Genomic DNA, 23,757 nt, shown 5'->3' on the forward strand with positions numbered 1-23,757 from the left:
CGTAATATATTTAACAGGCTCCTGATTATTACCTGTAATTATTAAAATGGCTTTTTATGTTGATCCGTTTTTAGGCCGTCTAAAGTATTTTTGCCGGCCGACATAATTTGCCCGAGGGCAGTTTGAGATACGAATGAATACCGGAACTTTCGTCCCCCCGGTTCTGGGGTTATTCTTTTGCCCGTTAATGGGTAGAAACGGTTGGGCGCGGCTTCTGCATGTCGGCTTCGAAAGTTAAGGCATGAGCTCAGTACATTTTTGTCCCAATATGAAGAGGTATTATTACTGACCGTATTTGAATTTATATTATGGGGAATAAAGCCGACAGAATGCCTGCCCTGCGGATCGACAACTGTAATCATATTACCTGTAACTATACCTACCGAGTGTGTGCCATCGGTATTAACAGCTATAACCGTGTTACCCGTTTGAACGACCGTGGAATGGGTGCCGTCTGCATTTATTACTACCGATTGAGCACTAATGGTTATGGCCACGCCGAAATGAAACAATAAAATACTCAGGACTTTTTGCATAAGTAAGCTGCATTTATGTAAAAGAAGTAGCCGTTCTGTAAAAGGTTGCAGTTAGCATTCAGGCATAAAAGAATGCAGCTATTCTTTATAGCGTTATGTTATCATGAAGCTGCATTAACAATAAACTTTTCCCTCATCTCGACCACGATAAGCAAGAAATTGACCATAGCGGCATTTTTGAAATAAGCGTATTGTAAAATACGTCTGACTTTATTAAGTATTTGATTTTCAATAAATTTTATTTTTTGTGATGCATTTTTGACGTAGCCGGTTTTTTGGAAAACATCCTTGTGTTGATGGATATTTGTGCACCGTGAACGATGAGTACGCCTGTCATGTGTTGAGACAAAATTTATAGTAGATGTTGGCGAAAGATTCAAGCTTACCATATACTCGCTAAGCGTTGAGCGTATTGCAAAGTAATTGGCTTGCCTGTCACAGATTTAATCTATAACGATGACAACCTGCGATAATATACAAATCGTTCCTGGTGTATGAATATCTGTTAACTGTTTATAAAAAAACTAACGATGATAAGAATCAGCAGCTTGTTTTTAGTAATGTTATTATCGGGAGCTTCGCTTTGGGCTCGTAATACAAATAAAGAAAAGCCGCAAAAGGTTATTGTAGCTTATGTTACCTCCTGGACACAGGCCCTGCCAGACACCCGCTATGTAACGCATATTAATTATGCTTTTGGACATGTTACTGAAACTTTTGACGGGGTCAGGATTGACAACCCGCAGCGTTTAAAAACCGTAGCCGCTTTAAAAGCCGATAATAAAGACCTTAAAGTGTTGCTTTCCATCGGCGGCTGGGGTAGCGGCAGGTTTAGCGAGATGGCTGCTGATGATCAGAACCGTAAAAAATTTGCAGGCGATTGCGCCCGCGTGGTAAAAGAATACGACTTGGATGGAATCGACATAGACTGGGAATATCCAACCAGCAAAGCCGGAGGTATTTCCGCTTCTGAAGATGATACCAAAAATTTCACTTTACTGATGGAGGATATACGAAAAGCTATTGGGAATAAAAAATTACTGACACTGGCAACGGTGATGAGTGGAAAGTACATAGATTTTGCTGCCATTAAGGATCTGGTCGACTTTGTAAATATTATGGCGTATGATTCAGGAAACCCGCCTAAACACCATGCTGCCTTACACCGGTCAGAAATGACTGGCTCCGGGTCAGGAGAAGAAGGGGTTAAAGCGCATCATGCAGCTGGCATGCCTATGGATAAACTCGTACTGGGCATTCCTTTTTATGGAAGAGGCAATAATAAAGATATAAAGGGATTTGTGCATTACAGGGACCTTATTAAACTAACCGACTTCGAAACCAAATGGGATGCTGTTGCCCAAGTGCCTTACCTGGTCAATGCCGCCGGAGAAATGGTATGTACCTACGAATCGCCCGAGTCCATTAAAATAAAAGCTGCGTTTATTAATGCTAATAATTTACGGGGCGCTATGTACTGGGAATATGCCGGCGATACGGATGATGGCCTTTTAAGCAGGACCGTTTTTGAAGAAGTAATTACAAAAGCGCCTCGGAACAGGTAATAGCGCAACAAATCATCAATCATTAATCACAATACCCTGATACGAAGGATGCCGGTTACTACTTACCGGGCAGGTATTGCCTTTATTAATAAATCAATTAGTATATTCAATGAATAAGTGGAGTAGCAGGATTTTTTCAGTTGCTTTTTTAGCCTTCTCAATTAACATGTCGTTGTATAGTCAAAATAAAAGTATTTATAAAGACAAGACCCGATCCGAATCCGAACGGGTCGGTGATTTAATCAGTAAGATGACGCTGGCTGAGAAGATCGGGCAAATGAACCAACTCAATTTTGATCAGATCAATAAAGATCTTGAAGAAAAGATTAAAAAAGGAGAGATCGGTTCGTTACTAAACGTTACCAACGCCGAAGAAGTAAATCAACTACAGCAGGTGGCGTTACAACAAAGTCGCCTCGGTATTCCTTTAATTATAGGTCGCGATGTGATTCATGGATTACATACTATCTTTCCCATTCCGCTTGGCCAGGCCGCTTCCTTTGATGATGAGCTGGTAAAAAATGCAGCCCATATAGCAGCCGTGGAATCCCGGGAAAAGGGTATTAACTGGACTTTCGCTCCCATGCTGGACATCAGCCGTGATGCAAGATGGGGCCGGATCGCAGAAAGCCTGGGAGAAGATCCCTACCTGGCCGGCCGCTTGGGCGCGGCTATGGTCAGAGGATTCCAGGGTAATAAGTTATCAGACGCTACTTCTATCGCAGCCTGTTTGAAGCATTTTGCCGGCTATGGCGCTGCAGAAGGTGGCCGGGATTATAACAGCACCAATATACCCATTCACTTGCTGCGTAATGTATACCTGGAGCCTTTCAGAAAATCAGTGGAAGCGGGCGCTGCTACAGTAATGACCTCTTTTAACGATAATGATGGCATACCGGCGTCGGGAAATGGTTTTCTACTGAAACAGGTATTGAGGAAAGAATGGAATTTTGACGGCTTTGTGGTTTCAGACTGGGCATCCATGTCGGAGATGATTTCACATGGATTTGCTGCGGATAGAAAGGAAGTAGCATCGCTATCAGCCAATGCCGGGCTGGATATGGAGATGGTAAGCCAAACCTATATTCAAAATTTGGAGCAGCTGGTAAAAGAAGGGAAAGTGCCTGTTCAAGTCATTGATGAACTGGTTAAAAATATCCTGCGTATTAAAATCCGTATGGGCTTATTTGAAAATCCTTTTGCGCCAACCGGGCCGGGCAAAACCTACTCCCAGGCGCATTTAAATGCTGCAAGAGAGGCAGCCGTTAAATCAGCAGTTTTACTAAAAAATAATAACCAGTTATTACCACTTGATGTCCGTAAAAAGATTGCTGTTATTGGCCCCATGGCCGATGCGCCACATGACCAGATGGGGACCTGGGTTTTTGATGGCCAGAAAGAATATACGGTAACACCTCTCAAAGCATTACAAACCGAATACAAGCATATTAATTATGTTTACGAACAGGCCCTGGCATTTAGCAGGGATAAAAACAAAGCCAATTTTGAAAAAGCAGTGAATACCGCCAAACAGGCTGATGTTGTCGTTGTATTCCTTGGAGAAGAATCCATTCTTTCGGGCGAAGCGCATTCGCTATCCAATATCAACCTGATAGGTGTGCAATCAGATTTGCTGGCTGCGCTGAAGGCAACAAATAAGCCGGTTGTACTGGTAACTATGGCGGGTCGTCCCTTAACGATTGAACGCGATTTACCCAATGCCGATGCCGTGCTATACAATTTCCATCCTGGTACTATGGGCGGGCCAGCCATTTGGGACCTGCTCTTCGGAAAGGCCAACCCGAGCGGTAAACTCCCGGTTACTTTTGTACGTGAAGTAGGACAGATCCCTATGTACTATAACCATAACAATACCGGCAGACCCGGACCCAAGAATCCCATGAAACTGGATGATATTCCTTTGGAGGCCAAACAGAGCTCTTTGGGTAACAGTTCCTTTTACCTGGACTCAGGAAGAGATCCGCTTTTCCCTTTTGGTTACGGGCTTTCTTATTCCAGCTTTGAGTATAAAGATCTGAAGCTTTCAGCTACCAAAATAAAACCCGGGGAGAAAATGAAAGTGTCTGCAACATTAACCAATACCGGCAAATATGAAGGGACAGAAATAGCGCAATTGTATGTCCGGGATATGGTTGGATCGATAGCACGGCCGGTTAAAGAACTAAAAGGATATCAAAAGATCAGTTTAAAACCCGGTGAAACAAAACTGGTGACATTTGAATTAAGCAGCGATGATTTAGCTTTCTATGGTTTAGATCTCGTTAAAAAGGCTGAGAACGGCATGTTTAATGTATGGGTGGGAGGCAGCAGCGACTCCGGGCTAAAAGGATCATTTTCTTTAGAGCAATAATAATTCAACGGGTATTGTGATGAAATCTGTTCATTATAAAATGGAGTATATTATAAATGGATATGGAGCGGATTTCTGAATTGAATATATTTACCATCGTTTGAGAATTAAGCCAATGGTTGACTACAAATATTACGGTTTCTTGCTGCTTTGCATTTTAATAGGGGCATTGCCTTGCACCGGGCAAAATGTAATAGGCAATCCATCCATCATAAACTATTCAAAAAAATCATATAAGGGAGGTAACCAGAACTGGGGCATTGACCAGGATGAAAGAGGTATAATGTACTTTGCCAATAATAATGGACTGCTCACTTTTGACGGGGTATATTGGCAAACCTACCGCTTACCCAATGGCATTGCATTACGTTCGGTTATGGTTTCAAAGGACGGCAATATTTATGTTGGAGGCCAGGGGCAGATCGGCTACTTCAAAGCTGATATGCAAGGGAGGCTGGTTTATCACTCATTAAATCCGTTGCTTTCGCCGGAGGATAATACATTTACGGATGTCTGGAACATTTGTGAGAAAGACAACTCCGTTTTTTTCAGGATCAACTCAAAAGTGTTTTTACTTAATAAGGGCAAGATAAAGGTATATGCCGGTAATTACTGGTCTTTCCTGGGTGAAGCCGGAAGACATATTATAGCTCACGATGCTAACCAGGGACTTTTGCTATTTGAGAATGGGAAGGATTGGAAACCGGTACCTTTCGGAAACCAACTGCCTGCGGGCGCAGCCGTTCGTTCTATCATACCATTTGGTACAGACTCCCTGCTGATTGCCACCCAACAGTTTGGTTTTTTTATCCTTGATCCTAAAGGACTCACCGCTTTCGAAACGCCTTCTATTAAAGAAATAGCGGCCAAAAGTATATACCAGGCACTTCAATTGCCTGATAAAAATCTCCTGGTTGCTACCCGCCTGGGTGGTTGTTATGTGTTGGACGGAAAAGGGAAATTACTCGAAAGAATTACCATAAATGAAGGCCTGCAAAGCCAGAACACCCTTTCGATAAAAGCTGACAGGGAAGGTAATATCTGGCTGGGATTGGATAATGGCATAGACGTGGTGAATTATACCGATGCCATTAAACATATTTTTCCTGAAAAAGAAAATCATAACACCGGTTTTGCTTCTGCAGTGTATAATCAATATTTATACCTGGGCACTTCTGCAGGTGTATATCGAACACCTTTATCAACGGAGCCCGACATTAGCAGAACCCATGGTCAGTTTGAGCTCGTTAAAAATTCGAAAGGTGAAGTATGGGGACTTTCAGTTGTTCACAATAAATTGTTTATCGCACATGCTTCCGGCGCTTATTATGTTAACAACGACGAGGCAGTTTTGATTGATAACAGTATTGGCTATTGGGGATTTCAGCCATATGGTAAAGGAGACAAAAAACAAATATTGGCAGGCACCTATAACAATATCAGCTTTCTGGATGAAGCGGATGGAACTATAAAACGCATTCCTGGCGGCATCTCCAGCGAATCTGCCAGGTTTGTGGTACAGCATAATGGCGTAATCTGGATAGGGCATCCATATAGAGGGGTGTACCGGGTAGTACCGGATGCACAGGGAAAATTGGTAGCACAAACCTATACAGATAAAGAAAGAGTCATCAGCAGCAATAATAACCGCATATTCAAAATAGCAGGTAAACTGATCCTGGCAGATGATAACGGCATTTTTGAATACAATAGCAATAAAGATAAATTTATACGTTCGGTATACCTTGAGAAAATATTTGGTAAAACGCTGGTCAATTACCTGCAGGAAGACCGGTATGGAAATATATGGTTTACGCAGGGGAAGAGGATTGGTGTAGCCGATAAATCTTCCGGTTTCTCCCGCAAAACTTATTTTACAGAACTTGAGGACAAATTCACCGTTAATTTTGAACATATCAATGTTATAGATAGTAGTAATGTTTTTATAGCCGCCGAAAAAGGTTTTTTTCATCTAAACCTCAGGTCCTATAACAATAAGAGAAAGAAGCCGGTGGTGCTCATCAGGGGCGTAAGAACCCAGATCAATGAAAGCGACAGTTTACTGTATGGGGGATATATAGACAGCACCGCAAGCCCTTTGATTCAATACAGCAAATCAGGTATTACTTTAAGCTTTAGTGCTCTCGAATATAGTCACCCCGATGATGTAGAATACAGCTATAAGCTGGATGGATTCGATCAGCAATGGTCCGCCTGGGGAGAAAAAACGGAAAAGGAATTCAGTAATCTTCCCGCGGGCAAATATACCTTCAGGGTAAAATGCAGGATAGGTGAGACAGAATCCGACCCGGTGTCTTACAGTTTTGTGGTATTACCGCCCTGGTATCAAACCTGGTGGGCCATTATCTTATACATTTTTGCAGGCATCAGCTTGTTTTGGCTACTCCTAAAATACCAGCGTCAACGTGATTTTAAAGATCAGCAGAAAAAATTACTGCAACAAAAGCGGGAGCATGAAGAAAAGCAGCGCACCCTGGAGTTGAGACATGAACTGGAAGTGCAGGAAAATGAGAAGAAGATCATACAGCTTACGGCTGATAAGCTACAATCAGAGTTGGACCACCGCAATAAAGAGCTTGCCTCCTCTGCAATGAATCTCGTAAGGAAAATTGAGGTAATGTCCACTTTAAAAGAAAGCCTGCAATCTTATAAAAGCATGCCTGATACCGAAAAATCAGGGAAGGAATTTCAAAAGATTATTAAAACAATTGATAAAGAACTGGATCAGCAACAGGAGTGGGAACAGTTTGCTTTTCATTTCGATAAGGTGCATAACAATTATCTGCAGCATTTAAAAGACAGTTACCCATCCTTATCGGCCAATGATCTCAAGCTTTGTGCTTACCTGAAATTAAATATATCTACCAAGGAAATAGCACAATTGATGAATATTTCTGTCCGCGGCGTAGAAACTGCCCGGTTCCGATTACGTAAAAAATTTCTTCTGCCGGGTGACGTACACCTGGCAGATTTCCTTATTCGTTTTGAAGGAGAAGGATAGAAATAACTACTAATCCGAATCTTGTATTGAGACTCAAAATCCGGAATTCCTTTTCGGCTTTAAATAGCTGCCCACAGACCCCGGCTTGTAGATATTCTAAAAATAGTTTTGATCCGGCTTTATGATCAACAGAATCAATGGCGGGCCCGTAAATAAAAAATAATGACGCAATATATTGGTTTTCAATATGCTTTTTCTTTCCTGAAGCATTTTTGACGTAGCTGATTTTTTGGAAAAGCATGAAATGGCCGGCAAATTTGCAGTCTCTAAATAGTCTTTATTCTTTTTGATTGTAGTGCCATTGTAATCCCAAAAATTAAAGACAGTGTAAAAAGTGGTTGTCTCAGAGAAACAGCCGTAATAAAATCTAACGATATGATGAGAAAGTTTGCCAGGGGACTAATGCTGTTGGCTATGAGTTGGTCAGTTTTGTCTTCTTCAGGCCAGGGCTTTTTAAAAGCGAATGATAAAAAAATAGTAGACGAAACTGGTAAGGAAGTTATTCTAAGGGGAATGGGCCTTGGTGGCTGGATGTTGCAGGAAGGCTATATGTATGGCTTAAGCTCTTTAGGCCAACAATACCGCATCCGGGAAAAAATTGAAGCCTCTGTTGGTGCGGAGAAAGCTGCGGAGTTTTATGAGCGCTGGCTGGCAACGCATACCACTAAGAAGGATATCGACGCATTGGCCGTTTTAGGCTTTAACTCCATCAGGCTTCCCATGCATTATGCGTTATACACGCTACCGGTAGAAAAGGAACCAATTGCCGGAAGCGATACCTGGTTGGAAAAAGGTTTTGCACTCACAGATAGTTTATTAAAATGGTGTGCCGTCAATAAAATATACCTGATCCTCGACCTGCATGCAGCGCCTGGCGGCCAGGGCAATGACCTGGCTATTGCCGACCGGGATCCATCTAAGCCCTCGTTGTGGCAAAGTGAAGCCAACCGGAAAAAGACCATTGCCTTGTGGAAAAAGCTGGCTGAACGTTATGCATCAGAACCCTGGATCGGTGGATACGATATCCTGAACGAAACCAACTGGGGATTCCAGGATGAAAAAGATACACGTGGCACCAGTGAGCAGCAAAATGGTCCTTTGAAAATATTGTCACAAGATATTACCCGGGCTATAAGAGCCGTTGATCAAAAACACCTGATTATTATTGAAGGCAATGGTTTCGGCAATAATTACAGGGGTATGCTTCCTCCATGGGATAACAATATGGCCCTAAGTTTTCACAAGTATGGAAATTTTAATACCCCGAAAGCCATTCAGCATTTCCTCGATCTTCGGGATGAATATAATATTCCTATATGGCTGGGCGAATCGGGAGAGAATTCGAATACCTGGTTTAGAGAGGCTATAAAACTATCAGAAGAAAATGGTATTGGATGGGCCTGGTGGCAACATAAGAAAATGAATATTAATAATCCTTTTGAAATAAAAAAGCCCGAAGGCTATAACCGCTTATTGGCTGATTGGTCGGGTAAAGGGCCTAAGCTGTCTGAGGAAGAAGCCTGGGATATCCTGGATGAATGGCTACACAATACAGCACTGGAGAATAATATATTTCATGCAGATGTTGCCGATGCGATGTTCAGGCAGGTGCAATCCAATATAGCTGTACCTTTTAAAAAGCACGAACTAAGTAGGGGCGCTACAACTATTAAAGCTATAGATTTTGATATGGGGGCACAAGGGGTGGCTTATTTCGATACGGATACAGCCAGCTATCATTATACTCCGGGTATTAACACTGCAGGTAACCGGGGTTGGACCTACCGGAATGATGGCGTTGATATTAAACGGGAAAACGATGACACTTATATTTTTCATATCGAAGAGGGTGAGTGGCTTCAATACACTGTGTCGGTTAAAAACACGGGTAATTACCAGTTTGTTTTTCGTACCCGGTCAGACAGTGCCCGTGGTGCTGTAACCATTTTGGGTGATGAAAAAAAACTGGCAAGGATTGATCTGCCGGTTACATCAGCGAAAAAATGGAGTAGCACCAAAATCCCATCAGTGCGATTAACAAAAGGAATACACCGGTTAAAGATATATGTAGAAAAGGGAGGTTTTGAATGGATTGATTTCACGGTGTCTGGCGCATCCAGGTAAAACCACCCTATTTACACCATGGTTGTTTACAAAGCCAGTACTGTTATGCCGGCATTCGATAACAACAATAATTTAAATAAACTGTATGAATTATAAACGGAATATAACGGCTTTTAGTTTGATAGCATTGGTCTCTATTTATGCGCAATGCAATAAATCAGCTCATCCGGGAGGCAGCGCGTCACCACCATCGTTTGCGGGTGACGGTAGTTTAGCTGTTTGGATAACCAAATCAGACTCCTCAGTCCTGCTAAAAAAAGCCAATACGCTTCGTTTTGTACCCGGCACAGCCACCAGCGCTGCCATACAGGTAGATAGTGCCCAGGCATTTCAGGGAATAGACGGTTTTGGATATACACTCACCGGAGGCAGCGCCAGCCTGATCAACCAGCTTAATTCTTCTGTAAAGGCTGCTTTGCTGCGGGAGCTTTTCGGCAATGACGAAAATAGCATCAGTATTAGCTACCTGCGTGTGAGTGTTGGGGCATCCGATCTTGACCCGGCAGCTTTTAGTTACAATGATCTGCCTGCAGGACAAACCGATGTGCAACAGGATCAATTCAGCATCGCCCCAGATAAAAAAGATCTGATACCGGTATTAAAAAGCATCCTGGCCATTAATCCTAAAATCAAAATACTGGCATCGCCCTGGAGCCCGCCGGCCTGGATGAAGGATAACGGTGCTACCAAGGGCGGAAGTTTGAAGAGAGAATATCATGAATCGTACGCCCGGTACTTTGTAAAATATATACAGGCTATGAAAGCGGAAGGGATTACTATTGACGCCCTCACCATTCAGAACGAGCCGTTGCACCCGGGTAATAATCCAAGCTTATTGATGCTTGCCGACCAGCAAAGAGATTTTATCAAAGAAGCATTGGGACCCGCTTTTAAAGCTGCTGATATCAAAACAAAAATTATTTTATACGATCATAACCTCGACAGACCAGATTATCCCATCAGTATACTCAATGATCCGGAAGCCAAAAAATATATAGATGGCTCGGCCTTTCACCTGTATGCAGGAAATGTAAATGCGATGAGCCAGGTGTATAACGCACATCCCGATAAAAACCTCTACTTTACGGAACAATGGACCGGCTCTACGAGCCATTTCAATGGGGATCTGAAATGGCATATCAAAAATGTAGTTATAGGAACCATGAAAAACTGGAGCCGCGTGGCCCTGGAGTGGAACCTGGCCAGCGACCCGGCCTATAAGCCTCATACGCCAGGCGGCTGTACACAGTGCAAAGGCGCCTTAACCATTAACGGCGACCAGGTAAACCGGAATGTAGGCTATTACATTATTGCACATGCATCGAAGTTTGTACCGGATGGATCCAGGCGCGTTTCGAGCACTGAGCTGGACGGCTTATCCAATGTTGCATTTGTAACTCCGCAGGGAAAGAAAGTACTAGTGGTACTCAATGAGCAGAACATGGATAAAGCTTTTAGCATCAATTTTAATGGTCAACAGGCCTCCTATACCATTACAGCCAACACGGTTGCCACAATAGTTTGGTAGCACATCAAAACTCAACTTTTATTACATCAGCAATAAATATTTTTATGAGCAAATGGATCTCACTATGTACAGCCTTTGTATGCCTGGCTGCAAATGCACAAAAGGCGCCGCTGTCTGAAAGAACGATTAATGTTTTTACCACTGCAGAAAATGCAAAAGAAAGGATTGCTCAAACCGTGTCTGGTAAGGGGTTTTCACCAATGGAACAACCCAAAGAAACTGAAGTTTGCGTTTTTGTAGACCCTTTTAAAACCTTTCAAAAATTTGTAGGTATCGGAGGTGCTATTACCGACGCTTCGGCGGAGACCTTTGCCAAACTCTCAAAAGATAAGCAGCAGGAATTGTTGACAGCCTATTATGATTTAAGCAATGGTATTGGTTATTCGCTGGCAAGAACCAATATCAACAGCTGTGATTTTTCGAGCGACATGTATACCTATGTAAAAGATAACGACATCACATTGAAGAGTTTTGATATAGCGCACGATAAGCAGTTTAAGATCCCGATGATCAAACAAGCTATGGCTGCTACCGGTGGCAGGCTGAATTTATATGTCAGTCCCTGGAGCCCACCCGCCTGGATGAAGAACAATAATAATATGCTTACAGGAGGTAAATTATTAAAACAATATTATCAACCCTGGGCTAATTATTATATTAAATACATCAACGCACTAAAGAAGGAAGGCGTTCCTGTTTGGGGCCTTTCCGTACAAAACGAACCCATGGCTACACAACGTTGGGAAAGCTGTATTTACACGGCCGAAGATGAAGCCGCTTTTATCAAAACAGCCCTGGGACCCGCTTTGCAAAAGGCAGGCATGGGCGATAAAAAACTAATTATATGGGACCATAACCGCGATCTTATATATCAACGGGCCAGCGTTACTTTAAAAGACCCGGCCGTTGCCAAATATGTCTGGGGTATCGGCTTTCACTGGTACGAAACCTGGACAGGAAGCGATATGATGTTTGACAACCTGAAAAGAACAGCCGAGGCATTTCCTTCCAAGAACCTGATCTTTACTGAAGGTTGCAAAGAGAAATTTTCTATGGATAGCATCAATAACTGGAGCCTGGGAGAGCGATACGGGATTTCCATGATCAATGATTTTAATGCAGGAACGGTTGCATGGACGGACTGGAACATATTATTGGATGAAAACGGGGGTCCTAATCATGTGGGCAATTTTTGTTTTGCACCGGTGCATGCCAATACAAAAACCAACGAACTGATTTATACGAATGCTTATTACTATATCGGCCATTTTTCGAAATTTATAAGACCCGGCGCCGAACGCATTATTGCCTCGGTAAACCGCACCAATTTGCTAACGACAGCTTTTAAAAACCCCGACGGAACCATTGCCGTTATTGTAATGAATAAAGGCAATGAGGCAATGGCCTATAATTTATGGATAGCGAATAAAGCTGTCGAAATTCAGTCTCCGGCACATTCTATTCAAACGATCACCCTTTAACATGAAAAATACTGTAGCCGCATTTATTTTTTATGTTTTGAGCTCCTGTCTTGTCTATGCGAGTGCTGGTCCCGTTGAGATCTTTGTTAACCAGGTGGCTTATGAACAAAACGGTTATAAAACCGGCATTCTCAAAACAGGTAGCCCGGTTAACCGTCATGCCCGTTTTGAGCTGCTAGAAAAGAACAGCCGGAAAACAGTGTTTAGTGGTTTATTGCAAGCTTCACAACAGGTAAAAGACTGGTCCGCCAATGATTGGTATACTGTTGCCGATTTTTCTGCTTTCAAAACGCCGGGAACTTACTACCTGGTTGTAAGATTCGATGGAAATGTGGACAGCTCATATCATTTCTCCATTCAACCTCGTGCATTGCCGGATATAACCATCCCGGCTATCCTGAAATTCTTTCAGCACCAGAGAGCAAATTCCCCCGAAGAGCTCGACGCTGATCAGCATGTATTATTGTACGGATCGGATAAAAGGGTGGATCTCAGGGGCGGCTGGTGTGATGCTTCGGGCGATGTAAGCAAGTACTTCTCCCACCTGGCCTACACCAATTTTATGCTACCCCAGCAAATACCGATGGTTACCTGGTCCTTTATTAATACAGCCGAACAGCTGACGGGTTTCCTGCAGACGGCCGGCATTGAAGACGCATTTAAAGACGAAGCTTTATATGGAGCTGATTATTTGCTACGATCGCTTGCTGAAGAAGGCTATTTTTATATGACGCTGTTTTCTTATTTCAAAAAAGATCCGGAAGAAAGACGGGTAGTGGGCCTTTTGGCCGATAGCAAAACAACCTCTGATTATCAATGCGCATGGCGGGAGGGTGCAGGAATGGCTATTGCGGCTCTGGCAAGAATATCCAAATGGAAAAAGAACAGGGATTATACTTCAGCTCAATATCTTGCAGGAGCCGAACGGGCATTTGCACATGTAGCTATTAACAGCTTAAAGTATGCCGATGACGGCAAAGATAATATCATCGACGACTACTGTGCACTCATGGCTGCCAGCGAGCTATGGATAGCTACCGGCAAACCAATTTATCAGGCAGAAGCAAGGCAAAGGGCTATTAACCTGAGCAAGCGCTTATCCTCGACAGGCTATTTTATAGCCGATGATAAAAACAGACCTTTCTGGCATGCTGCTGATGCGGGTTTACCGGTTGTGGCATTGGTACGTTACCTGGATATTGAAAATGTTGTGAACCTGCGGAAGCGCGCATTGGCAACCATTAAAACGGCAATAGACTATAACCTGAGTGTAACGGCAGGTGTGATCAATCCCTTCGGTTATGCCCGTCAGCATTTCAGTTTAGGTGGTTTTGTCCGATCAGGCTTTTTTATCCCGCACGACAATGAAAGCGGCTGGTGGTGGCAGGGCGAGGATGCCCGGCTGGCATCTTTAACAGCGGCGATGGTATCAGGCGGTCGCCTGGTGTACCCGGCTAACAATGAATGGGGCGTTCAACCTGGGATTATAAAGTATGCATTCAACCAGGTTTCGTGGATACTGGGGAAAAATCCTTATGGCATGTGTATGATGTATGGCTATGGTCACAAAAACGTGCCTTATATGGCTTCGATGTATGGCCACGGGTCTGGCGAAGGTGGCATATCCAATGGAATCACAGGTAAGGATGGCATTGCAGATGGAACAGGCATCGATTTTAAAATAGAGGATAACGGAAACGAATGGCGATGGAGCGAGCAATGGATCCCGCATACCGGCTGGTTTTTGCAGGCTGTTACAGCTTTGGCGCCGCGTAAAAAATAGTGCGCATTTCTTTTCAACAAAACTTAAATAAATGAAAACATTGCTTACCCTTCTTTTCTGGGGCCTGTTGCTTACTGAAATAAAAGCGGCTCGCCCGGAGCCACCGGTCAAAGCCAAAGTTCTGGTATTAACCGAGCGGGGAGGAGGGCATGAAGGTTTTGTTGCTGCGGCATTAGATTGGCTAAAGGACTTTTCTGAGAAGCACCAATTCGAGCTAAAAGTAATTAACCACCCGCGCGAAATAGAAAATGACTCTTTAAGCGCTTACCGGCTTTTTATACAACTCAATTATCCTCCCTATAACTGGACACCCCAAACAATGGCTGCTTTTGAAAGGTATATTGACCAGGGCCAGGGTTCCTGGATCGGTTTTCATCATGCCACCTTGCTGGGAGAATTTGATGGCTATCCTATGTGGAACTGGTTCTCTGATTTCATGGGCGGTATCCGGTTCAAATCTTATATAGCTAAAAAAGCTACAGGAAATGTGTGGGTAGAAGCTTCCACCCATCCGGTGATGAAAGGATTGCCGCGTATATTTTCCATTCCAGATGATGAGTGGTATACCTTCGATAAAAATCCACGCAATAATGTAAAAGTACTGGCAACCGTAGATGAGACCAGTTATCAACCCGCATCCGATATCAAAATGGGCGATCACCCTGTTATCTGGAGTAATGGCAAAAAGAAAGCGAAAAATGTATATTTCCTGATCGGGCATAGCGCTTCGCTGGTAACCACACCTGCTTTTACTAAAATGTTTGCCAATGCTATCGCATGGGGATTAAAGAAATAAGTCAGGTCCTTTTTGGAAACCAAAACTAATTATCCATTCAATTTAAATACAGACATCAAAATGAAAACAAGAATTTCATGGATTGTAACCATTGCTTTGCTAAGCGTCTCCATTATTGCAGAGGCACAGCGTTATCCACGTTTTAAAGTACTTGCTTTTTATAATAAACATGTAGAACGTGCTCATGTGGAGTTTGCCGATGATGCAATAAAATTTTTTAAAGGATTGACTATCGGGAATGGTTTTGTATTTGATACCACCAGCAGTATGTCCGATCTTACCCATGAAAAGATAAAAGATTACCAGCTGCTAATGATGATCAATGATTTTCCTCACAGTGCCGAACAACGAAAAGCTTTTGAACAATACATGGAAAATGGTGGCGGATGGTTTGGTTTTCATGTAGCTGCCTACAATGACCGCAGCACCAACTGGCCCTGGTTTGTAAACTTCCTGGGAGGAAGTGTATTTAACCGTAACAGCTGGCCTCCCTTACCAGCCAAACTGGTGATTGAAGACAATAAACATCCGGTAACAAAAGCGTTGCCTGCTACTTTCATTGCTCCGTTAAATGAATGGTACCAGTGGAAACCCAGCCCGCGTGAAAATAAAAAAGTAAAAGTACTGGCCAGCTTATCAGTTGATAACTATCCATTAGGACTTAAAGATATTTTGCCCGATGGAGACACCCCGGTGGTTTGGACCAATACAGACTACCGTATGATCTACCTCAACATGGGGCATGGTGACAATATTTTCTCCGATGCTACGCAAAACAAATTAATTATAGATGCTTTTCGATGGGTAGCAGCCAGTGATAAAAAAGGAGATCCATTTAAAAAGTAAAACCATGACTCAAACCACTCTATCTTCCGGCAGGGTCTTCTCAATCGATATTATGCGGGGTATAACCCTCTGCCTGATGTTATTTGTTAACGACCTTTTTGAACCGGGTGTTCCATCGTGGATGGTTCATACCAAAGCAGAAACAGATGGTATGGGATTAGCGGATTGGGTATTTCCCGGCTTCCTGTTTATGGCAGGCCTTTCTATTCCCTATGCTATGGCAGCCCGGAAGAAAAAAGGCGATACACGATTTAAATTGTTATTGCATGTTTTATTTCGCTCCGCCAGTTTATTGAGCATTGGCATTTTGATGCTGAATGGCAGCAGGGTCAATGAAGCTTTAACAGGTATGCCCGGGCTATTATGGAAAGTACTGATGTATATAAGTGTATTCCTCGTATGGAATACATATCCCCGTAAAAAGGAATTAAAACCATTATTTGTAGCACTGCAATTCATTGGACTTGCGGGACTAATATACCTGGTTACTATTTTCAAAGCCGGATCCGCTGAGGATGTAAAATGGCTGGAAACGGGCTGGTGGGGCATATTGGGGCTCATCGGTTGGGGATATCTTACCGCAGCCTTAGTTTATTTGCTGATAGGGGATCGATTGGGTTTGGCGGTTATATCATGGGCTGTGTTTGTTGTTCTGAACATATTGTCCCAATCAGGCATAGTACATATAGGAGGCTCCGCGAACAGGATATTCGGAGTAGTGCTTAATGGTAATGTGCCTTCTATTGTGCTGGCTGGTTTAACCATTGGTATATTAGTCAAAAAGCTACAGGAACAAAAGAACCAGTTATTAAAATGGCTCATAGTAATGGGAGCCCTGTCACTTGTCGGCGGTTTTATACTCCGCAATTGGTTTATTATTTCCAAGATTCAGGGTACGCCCAGCTGGGCCATGCTTTGCAATGGTATCAGCATACTGCTATTTGCTCTTGTATATTATTGTACCGATATATTAAATAAAACCAAGTGGGCTGCTCTTTTTAATATAGCCGGCCGTAATTCGTTGACCACGTATTTAGCCCCGGATCTTATATATTTTGCCTGTTGGGGTTGGGGCATTCCCCTGTTTTTTTATAAACAAAGCGAAAATATGACATTGGCTATCGGAGGTTCCATTTGCTGGACCGTTTTGATGGTATTGCTGGCACATGTATTATCAAAAATTTATATTAAGCTGAAGTTATGATATAGCAGCTTTGTGTTTAACAGCAAACCTGGTAAAGCCCTGACGGATCTGAGTACCCGCTAGGGTTTTACTATTTAAAGGAGTTATTAAGCCATCGTTTTCTACGAAGCAGGTTCCGATAGTTTCAAATTGCCGAAGCTTGCCTGCTAAAGTGACATGGATAGTTTAGAGAAGTATTACCGTCTTTAAAGATTATAGGAACGCCGGGTATCGATGACTACTTTTTAAACCATTGTTTTTATCGATGTGACCGGTAATATCTTATTGCTGCATTCTGACTCTTGTCAATTGCTCGTTATAATTAACATATGATGTCTGAAAGCGAAATGTATTAAAAACGATAGCTTTCAATCTACACGAGCACGATCCTCCTACATACAAGGCAGGAAATTAGTTATGGAAAACGAAGACGAGCAGAAAATACCAAAACGTAGTCAGAAAAGCGCACTCATTGACATAAAAAATTGATAATCAATAATTAAATTTTCCATTAACGTATTTTTAACGTAGTGCTTTTTTTGGAAACGGGCCTCTGGAAAACCAAATTTGTATCTGATTTTTAACGATGGTGCTTTGTCATAAACTGGTAATACCAATGCTTTTTCCCGATGGATTAATTAATGGTAAGAATGGAAATGATTACCGGGTACAACAACGCTTGCACCATATTTTTTGTATGAAAAAGATGATACCGATATAATCCCGCAAACAAAAATTAACTGATTAAACTGAATTGTGGAAAAGGAGGTGCCGGGGAAAAATATCCTCTTAAAACAAATTAAAGCCCGGTATTAATTGCTTGTTTAAAATTTCGAGTCTACAACCAGGAAATAAGTAGCCTGAACCTGATCGGGTTAGCCGGCTGTTGATCGGAGTCAAGGGTCAGGCTGTCAGTTTTAGGTGCACGATAAGAACTGCCATTAATAAATCAAAATTGAGAAAATGAGAAAAAACCAAAAATGAATTGCATTCAGATTAACCACGGTTCTGCTTGGCGCAGAACATTTGCATTGCTTAAGCTAAACTTTTAACAAAAAATGTAAAGAATCACTTTACAACTACAAACAAAGGAAATTATGTTTTATAAGGTGTATGCTGATTTAAAAAAGCGAAAAACAAAAAGGGAGCCCCATGGGTTCTTCCTGATTTTTCTTTCATCGCTGGCATTATTGACTGCTGTCTCCGGCATTCAGGAGGTTCATGCTAAAAATGAGGTGATCAAAATAAATGGCGGACCCATTCCGCCTTCAATATCCAAAATCAAACTTAAAACCCCCTTTCGGTTGCTGGATATAGTAGGCCGTGTTACCGATACCTCGGGTATTGCATTGAGCGACGTTACGGTAACTATAAAAGATACCCGCATAGGAACAGCCACCAATTCTTCAGGGCAGTATTCATTATCTAGTGTAAATGAAACCGCCACCCTGGTATTTTCTTATGTTGGCTATACCAGCCAGGAAATACCCGTTCAGGGGAGAAGCCGTATTGATGTAGTAATGCGAACGGTGGAGGATAGTTTAAATGCGGTAATCATTAACGTAGGTTATGGCCGCCAGCGCAGAGAATTTTTAACCTCTTCTGTAAGTACGGTGTCCGGCGCTGAGCTGGTAAAAGCACCGGTACCCAATATCAGTACTGCATTAAAGGGCCAGCTGGCCGGCCTGGTAGCCATCCAGAGCTCGGGTAAGCCGGGTTCGGATGGAGCTTCTTTAAACATTCGCGGTACGGGTACCTATACAGGTCAAACAGCCCCACTCATAATGGTAGATGGAATTGCCCGGGATACCTACGATGATATCGACCCTAATGAAGTAGAGAACATCAGCATTTTAAAAGATGCAGCCGCTACTTCGGTTTTTGGTGTAAGAGGTGCAAACGGTGTTATTTTAATTACTACTAAACGTGGCCAGAACAGCACAGCGCCTTCGATTAACTTTACCGGTCAAACCGCGCGATCTTCTTTTACTAATTTACCCCGCTTTGTTAATTCTTATGAATATGCCACCTTGTTGAATGAACAGGCTTTGGGCGATTACTGGGTAAAACATGCAAAGGATCCGGATATAAAAACCTGGGAGGACTTTGTAAGGAAACGTGACGCCAACTGGCGCACTGATGGGGCTATCAATTTTAGTGACAATGACCTTCGTTATTTTCAAAACGCCCATACACCTACTTTAGCAAACGGAGAACGTAATCCCTGGTATGATCCTTACTTTCACCCGGATACGGACTGGAAAAAAATGCTGTTCAGAGATGCTACCAGCACCTCCCAGGCTAATGTAAACATGCGGGGAGGCAGCAAGGCCATGCGGTATTTTGTATCGTTAGGCTACTTAAGCCAGGATGGCTTATTCCGTACCGACTATATGGCCTATGATAAAGATATGCAGTTTAACAAGAAGCGATATAACCTGCGTGGCAACCTGGACTTTGATGTAACTGAAGATTTTAAAATCGAACTGAACCTGGGTACACAGTTCGTAACCATCGGCGGAATGGATAATGACGCTTATATCTGGGAGAAAAGAATTTTATGGGCTTTTCCTATGAGTTCGCCGGGCCTGGTAAATGGTAAATATGTGGTTCCGCTGAGCGCCAATGGCGATGACCGATATAACCCTATGTATGCAACAGAGAATTCGAACTACTGGAATAAAACCAATAACAGCATTTTAAACTCGGCCATCAATGCAACTTATAAACTCGATAAAATTACCCCTGGTTTACAGGTGCGTGTAATCGGATCGTACGACAGTTATTTTGCCAGCAGAAGTTATGGGCGTTACCTGCCTCTATTATATGATATGCGTCCCAATCCGAATGGCGATCCGCTCGATCCTATTTTATCCCAGCGTAACGAACTACAGCCGCCCAGCATCAATGCCGATTTTTTCCTGGGTAAATGGCGTAAAATGTATTTAGAGGGCACTATTAATTATAACCGCAGCTTTGGCAAACATGCTATCGCCGGTATGTTACTGGCAAACAGGGAGAAGCGCTTCGATCCCAACCTGCAATTTCAATTACCCGCAGGCTACCAGGGTACAACAGGGCGATTGGGCTATAACTATAATGGCAAATATCTTTTTGAATATGCCGTTACTTATAACGGGTCAGAAAATTTTCCTGAAGGTAAACGTTATGGATTATTTCCGTCTTATTCCGGATCCTGGATCATAAGCAATGAAAAATTTTACCAGAAAAATGATATACTCAATTTCCTGAAACTGCGTGGATCTTATGGAGAAGTAGGTAATGACCGAATTGGCGGAGCCCGGTACCTGTATTTACCGGATACCTGGAAAAATAATACAGGATATACTTTCGGCGATCGCAATACAGCCCGTTACATCAATGGGGTAGATGAAGCCGCATTAGGAAATCCGAATGTAACCTGGGAAGTATCGAAGGAAATAAACCTGGCGCTGGATACGCGTTTTTTCAGGAGCAAGCTCTCGGTAACCTATGAATATTTTATCAGGAACCGTTCCAATATTCTTTCTTACCGGGGAACCGTTCCGGCTATTGTTGCTGCAAACCTGCCTCCTTATAACCTGGGTAAAGTAAAAAGCTGGGGGCATAATTTCGAAGTGCGGTACAATGAAAACATCGGCGCATTCAACCTCTTTGTAAATGCCAATGGCGCTATTCAAAGAAATGAAATTATCTACCGCGATGAAGCAGTATTCCCGGGTTTAGAGTACCAGGCTTCCACGGGCAGACCTAATGGCCAGCAACTGTTGCTAACGGCTGATGGGCTGTACACTTCCTGGTCGCAGTTGTATGCTATGGATGGTAATGGTAATCCTATTCTTTCTCAACCTGTACGGGCTTTAAAAGACGGCAGCCCTTATACCGATATCAATGGCAATCCCGTGTATGTAAAAGACCTTGGCTTTGGTGGACGTGCTTTACAGCCTGGCGATATTCGCCTTATAGATGTGAATGGAGATGGACTGATCAATGAAAAAGACCGCGTAAGGCAGGGGTATTCAACTGCTCCCATTTACAGCTATGGAGTAACGGTAGGATTCCGCGTAAAAGGATTCGATGTGTCAGCTCTTTTTGCAGGCATGGCAGGCGTAGCCAGGGGCGCTATGAACACCTATCACTTCGACAAACAGCAGGCGCTGTTTGAAGTAGATATGTATCGCTTTAGCCTGGATCGTTACAACAGCGGTGAAAAAATACTTTTTCCTTCACCCAGTTACGATAAAGGCGCTTCCGGGTTTGGTGCAGAAAACGCCGGTAACACTTATTTCCTGGTCAACACTTCCTATACACGGCTACAAAATATGACTATCGGTTACACGCTTACAAAAGCTTTTATGACACGTTTAGGAGTGAAATCGGCCCGTATTTATGTGAATGGCGACAATCTGTACACCTGGTCAAAGGCGAAGATCTGGGGGGATCCGGAGAATCTCGGGAACCAGGGATACCCCCTGTACAAGACTTACAACATGGGTATCAACCTGAATTTTTAAAAGGGTAAAAGTCCTGTCAAAAAACGATTGTCTGATTTTTAAACTTAGCAAATGAAACGAAACATATATAATCCGCATAACAATTTTATAAACAAAGGCAGCTTGGGTATTAGTTCCGGATCGGATGATTTGCCGGCAAAAATGAAAGCGAAACACCTGCTTTGGACAGCAGTTGTTATCATAGGAGCTTCCTTAATAAGTATGAGCTGTAATAAGGATTTCCTGGAGAAACCTAATGGCGGCACTTTTACAGTAGACACCGTATTCAGCACACAAATTAATGCCGATATGGCCGTAGCAAGGATGTATAATCTTTGTATTCCTTCCTGGTTTCCCCGCGACAATGGTAACGAAATGCCACGCCCGGATATGTTGACCGATGCCGTTTATTATATATATCCAACCTATAGCTGGGTAGGTTTAACGAATAATGCAGCAGCTTATACTACCGGTAACCAAACCGCCGATGGAAACGTAGACCGGGGCGGGTTTGGCAGCCACTACTCGGGTATTCGCCAGGCCAATATTATTTTAAAAAAGATCGACGAAGTAAGCGATGCTTCCCAGTTATGGAAGGACCAGGTAAAGGGCCAGGCTTTATTTTGTCGCGCCTTCCAGCACTTTGAGCTGTTTCGCCAATACGGTGGTATCCCTATTGTTGTAGAACCATTAGATGGCACCAAGCAACTCGATGTACGTCGCAGTGCCGTAAAAACGGTAACGGATAGTATTGTTAGCTGGTGCGATAAGGCTGCCGCTTTACTGCCGGCTACATGGGGACCTGCTGATTTTGGCCGCGTTACCAGCGTTGCTGCCAAAGCGCTCAAAGCCCGTATGTTATTATATGTGGCCAGTCCGTTATACAATACGCCTTCAAATATGGCGGCTGAAATTGCAGAAGCCCGTTATGGCGATGGCCGGGATTCAGTGCTGGCTTATCCTAATTATGATAAAGAACGTTGGAAGCTTGCAGCTGATGCATCAAAAGATGTTATTGATGCTGCTCTTGCTGCCGGTGGCGCACTGTACCAGACCGGAAAGGCTGAAACTACGCCCAGAACTGATAATTTCGAAGGGTTGGGTGATTATGAAGCTGTGTTTAATGTATATGCGAACAGCGAGCTGATCCTGGTAAACACCGCTCACATGTGGGTAGCCAACAACGGGTGGTTGTTCGGTAAATACCTGATGTCAAAAGTAAGAATGGGAGCCTGGGCGGTTAAAAATAATGTACCCATTGAATTTGCCCAACTATATGAAAAAAGAGATGGCACCAAATGGACGGTACCATTGACCGCAACCGGAAATGACTTTACCACCTGGATCCAGGAACAGAATTTAGATCCAAGGTTTTATCAAACATTTGCTTATGACGGCATGTGGTATAACAGCCAGATCGGTACCATTCCCTATTATATAGGGGATGGAGGTAAGTCTCCTACTACAGATTATGGGCGTAGCGATGCCGGTGAAGATGGTTATGCATTGGAAACTTATAAGTATGTAGCCCGTATCAACAACCGCGATGATCGCAATTTTGCCTGGACCATTTTTCGCCTGGCAGAATTTTACCTGAACTACGCCGAAGCCATGAATGAGTATGCCGGACCCGCCGGACTACCGACTACCTATCTGAATATGATCCGTAAAAGGGCCGGTATGCCCGACAAAAATCCCGCATCTGTAGAAGCTTTCAGGGAAGCCATACAAAACGAGAGGTCTGTTGAATTGTCTTACGAGGGACACCGGTTGAATGATTTGCAGCGCTGGTTAAAAGCTTATGCTACCCTCAACGTAGCCTTACACGGTTTTCAAACCAGGGCCAACAACAGCTCCGGTACGCTTCAACGCAACTGGAAGATTGTTTCATTTATGAACAGGGTTTGGCCCAAAAAATACTATTACCTCCCTTTTCCTAATGCACAGGTAAGCAACAACTATTTAGGAGACGGTGCATCCTGGTTGGGACAAAACCCCGGTTGGTAATCGGTAAACATTTACACAATTC

General features: G+C 43.1%; 13 protein-coding genes. 12 read left to right on the top strand and 1 reads right to left on the bottom strand.

Translation table 11 applies throughout. The annotated features are described in order from the left end of the window. Positions 1–41 precede the first annotated feature (41 nt). A complete protein-coding gene (locus tag ACLOAU_RS16550; RefSeq protein WP_427863012.1) occupies positions 42–536 on the bottom strand; it encodes a hypothetical protein in 495 nt (164 codons plus the stop codon). Between the two features lie 530 nt (positions 537–1,066). Between ACLOAU_RS16550 and ACLOAU_RS16555 the strand changes: the two genes are divergently transcribed. The 12 genes from ACLOAU_RS16555 (at position 1,067) to ACLOAU_RS16610 (ending at position 23,735) form a co-directional block, all read left to right on the top strand. Continuing rightward, the gene (locus ACLOAU_RS16555; protein WP_427863013.1) at positions 1,067–2,101 is read left to right on the top strand and encodes a glycoside hydrolase family 18 protein; all 1,035 of its coding nucleotides are present in this window, start codon (positions 1,067–1,069) and stop codon (positions 2,099–2,101) included. A 250-nt stretch (positions 2,102–2,351) separates the two neighbouring features. After that, positions 2,352–4,472 (top strand): glycoside hydrolase family 3 N-terminal domain-containing protein, encoded by a 2,121-nt coding sequence (locus tag ACLOAU_RS16560; protein WP_427863014.1) that lies wholly within the window; start codon positions 2,352–2,354, stop codon positions 4,470–4,472. Between the two features lie 115 nt (positions 4,473–4,587). Continuing rightward, complete coding sequence (locus tag ACLOAU_RS16565) at positions 4,588–7,494, top strand: triple tyrosine motif-containing protein (RefSeq protein WP_427863015.1); 2,907 nt, start codon at positions 4,588–4,590, stop codon at positions 7,492–7,494. A gap of 375 nt (positions 7,495–7,869) precedes the next feature. After that, entirely contained in the window at positions 7,870–9,618 is a 1,749-nt protein-coding gene (locus ACLOAU_RS16570; protein WP_427863016.1) for a cellulase family glycosylhydrolase, read from the top strand. Positions 9,619–9,703: 85 nt separating this feature from the next. Beyond that, complete coding sequence (locus tag ACLOAU_RS16575; protein ID WP_427863017.1) at positions 9,704–11,146, top strand: glycoside hydrolase family 30 protein; 1,443 nt, start codon at positions 9,704–9,706, stop codon at positions 11,144–11,146. Between the two features lie 44 nt (positions 11,147–11,190). Continuing rightward, complete coding sequence (locus ACLOAU_RS16580) at positions 11,191–12,627, top strand: glycoside hydrolase family 30 protein (protein WP_427863018.1); 1,437 nt, start codon at positions 11,191–11,193, stop codon at positions 12,625–12,627. Between the two features lies 1 nt (position 12,628). Beyond that, complete coding sequence (locus ACLOAU_RS16585; protein ID WP_427863019.1) at positions 12,629–14,410, top strand: glycoside hydrolase family 9 protein; 1,782 nt, start codon at positions 12,629–12,631, stop codon at positions 14,408–14,410. Positions 14,411–14,441: 31 nt separating this feature from the next. Then, the gene (locus ACLOAU_RS16590) at positions 14,442–15,206 is read left to right on the top strand and encodes a ThuA domain-containing protein (protein WP_427863020.1); all 765 of its coding nucleotides are present in this window, start codon (positions 14,442–14,444) and stop codon (positions 15,204–15,206) included. 60 nt (positions 15,207–15,266) lie between these two features. Next, a complete protein-coding gene (locus ACLOAU_RS16595) occupies positions 15,267–16,052 on the top strand; it encodes a ThuA domain-containing protein (protein ID WP_427863021.1) in 786 nt (261 codons plus the stop codon). A gap of 4 nt (positions 16,053–16,056) precedes the next feature. Continuing rightward, a complete protein-coding gene (locus tag ACLOAU_RS16600) occupies positions 16,057–17,256 on the top strand; it encodes an acyltransferase family protein (RefSeq protein WP_427863022.1) in 1,200 nt (399 codons plus the stop codon). 1,076 nt (positions 17,257–18,332) lie between these two features. After that, complete coding sequence (locus tag ACLOAU_RS16605; RefSeq protein WP_427863023.1) at positions 18,333–21,749, top strand: SusC/RagA family TonB-linked outer membrane protein; 3,417 nt, start codon at positions 18,333–18,335, stop codon at positions 21,747–21,749. Between the two features lie 51 nt (positions 21,750–21,800). After that, positions 21,801–23,735 carry a RagB/SusD family nutrient uptake outer membrane protein gene (locus ACLOAU_RS16610; protein WP_427863024.1) on the top strand — a complete coding sequence of 645 codons (1,935 nt, stop codon included), beginning with the start codon at positions 21,801–21,803 and terminating at the stop codon, positions 23,733–23,735. The last annotated feature ends 22 nt before the right edge of the window (positions 23,736–23,757 follow it).

It is taken from the genome of Paraniabella aurantiaca (assembly GCF_050309965.1).
GTDB lineage: Bacteria > Bacteroidota > Bacteroidia > Chitinophagales > Chitinophagaceae > Niabella.